We start from the raw sequence: 955 nt of genomic DNA, 5'->3' as shown, positions 1-955 counted from the left end.
TGCGTGCAGTGCACGGCGACCTACCGCGCCCTGGACAACAAGGGCATCGAGTACGAAGTCCTCGACCTCTCGGTCGACGAGAACGCGCTCGAAGCGGTCAAGGCTCTCGGTTACCTGCAAGCCCCTGTTGTGATCACGGACGAAGAGCACTGGAGCGGATTCCGCCCCGACAAGATCAACGCGCTCGCCGCTCGTCTGGCGTAACCAGCTGCTACGCGTCGCCAGAGTCGCCAGAGTAGCCAGAGTAGCCAGAGCCGCCCGATGATGCGGAAGGATGTGTCATGACCGAGCTCGTGTATTTTTCCAGCACGTCCGGAAACACCCATCGCTTCATCGAAAAGCTGGGGCGCCCGGCCACTCGTATCCCGCTCCATGCGAAGGATGAGCCGCTGAAGGTTACCAAACCCTACGTGCTGTGCCTGCCCACCTATGGCGGAGGCGGGCTCGGCGGGGCCGTGCCCAAGCAGGTGATCCGGTTTCTGAACGACCCGCAGAATCGGGCGCTGATCCGCGGAGTCGTCAGCGCGGGCAACACGAATTTCGGCGAGGCCTACTGCCTCGCCGGGGACATCATCGCGGCCAAGTGCGCGGTGCCCAACCTCTATCGCTTTGAAGTATTTGGAACAGCGGATGATGTGCGCATCGTTCACGACGGATTGGAAGAATTTTGGAAACTACGGCCGTGAAAATCACACCGATGGAGGCGCCGAGCATGGACTACCACTCGCTCAACGCCATGCTCAACCTGTACGGACCGAACGGGGAGATCCAGTTCGACAAAGACCAGGAAGCCGCGCGCGAGTTCTTCCTGCAGCACGTCAACCAGAACACGGTGTTCTTCCACAGCCTGCGCGAGCGCCTCGACTACCTCGTAGAGAAGGAATACTACGAGCAGGCCGTGATCGACCAGTACTCCTTCGAGTTCATCACGAGCCTGAACGACCTCGCGTACTCG

General features: G+C 60.6%; 2 protein-coding genes and 1 pseudogene. All 3 read left to right on the top strand.

What is annotated here, in order from left to right; genetic code table 11:
* Positions 1-204 (top strand): glutaredoxin-like protein NrdH (gene nrdH / locus JF66_RS19240; RefSeq protein ID WP_081882511.1); only part of this gene is annotated, 204 nt, incomplete at its 5' end.
* Between the two features lie 77 nt (positions 205-281).
* Positions 282-686: a class Ib ribonucleoside-diphosphate reductase assembly flavoprotein NrdI gene (nrdI, locus tag JF66_RS19235; protein ID WP_035880490.1), complete on the top strand. Its 405-nt coding sequence runs from the start codon at positions 282-284 to the stop codon at positions 684-686.
* 26 nt (positions 687-712) lie between these two features.
* A pseudogene (locus JF66_RS19230) lies at positions 713-955 on the top strand (ribonucleotide-diphosphate reductase subunit alpha); the annotation flags it as partial.

It is taken from the genome of Cryobacterium sp. MLB-32, from assembly GCF_000738085.1.
Lineage (GTDB): Bacteria > Actinomycetota > Actinomycetes > Actinomycetales > Microbacteriaceae > Cryobacterium.
This window is presented reverse-complemented; position numbering and strand designations above follow the sequence as displayed.

Coding starts and splice junctions, on each gene's coding strand:
- nrdI (WP_035880490.1), top strand. CDS start 282: ATGACCGAGCTCGTGTATTTTTCCAGCACGTCCGGAAACACCCATCGC.